This window comes from Polaromonas sp. P1_G4, from assembly GCF_056405475.1.
In genome coordinates this window covers 1-518 of the sequence record NZ_JBFUCA010001068.1, presented here as the reverse complement: position 1 = coordinate 518, position 518 = coordinate 1, and the positions used below count along the sequence as shown (strand labels likewise).

Annotated in this window: 1 protein-coding gene; it reads left to right on the top strand. The window is 62.4% G+C overall.

What is annotated here, in order from left to right; all coding sequences use genetic code 11:
• On the top strand, positions 1–238 hold a 238-nt coding region (locus AC1D1X_RS25415; RefSeq protein ID WP_477699653.1), incomplete at its 5' end, for a TetR-like C-terminal domain-containing protein.
• Positions 239–518 lie beyond the last annotated feature (280 nt).

Genomic DNA, 518 nt, shown 5'->3' with positions numbered 1-518 from the left:
AGGGGAAAGCGGCCTGGACCCCTTCGAGTTGTTGGGTGCCGCGCTCGACAAACTTGTGGGCGCCGGCGTGTTGCCGCCCGAGCGCCGCCCCGGGGCTGAGTTCCTCGCCTGGTCGGCGGTACACGGCCTGGCCATGCTGGTGATTGACGGCCCGCTGGGCCCCCTCATCGGCCCGCAGATGCAGCAGATCGGCGAGCGCCTGCTGGACATGGTTGAAAAGGGCCTGTGCGGGGACTAAGGGGAGTTGACACCCATTGATTGAATTTGCCTAAGGCTTGGCCGGTGCATTGATGACAAAAGCCCGCCGGAGGCGGGCTTTGCGGACGAGATACTGATCGCGTGCCTTTGTGCGCTCAGAAGTTATGCTGAATGCCAACCCCGTAAACACGGATCACGTCATTGGCGACACGGTTGTTCGGGTCCGAGCGGTCATAGAAGCCGTACAGCGAAGTGCGATTGCTCATCTTGTAGGAGTAGCCCGCCTGGAAGCGCTTGAGCTTGGCCGCAGGATCGCTCTG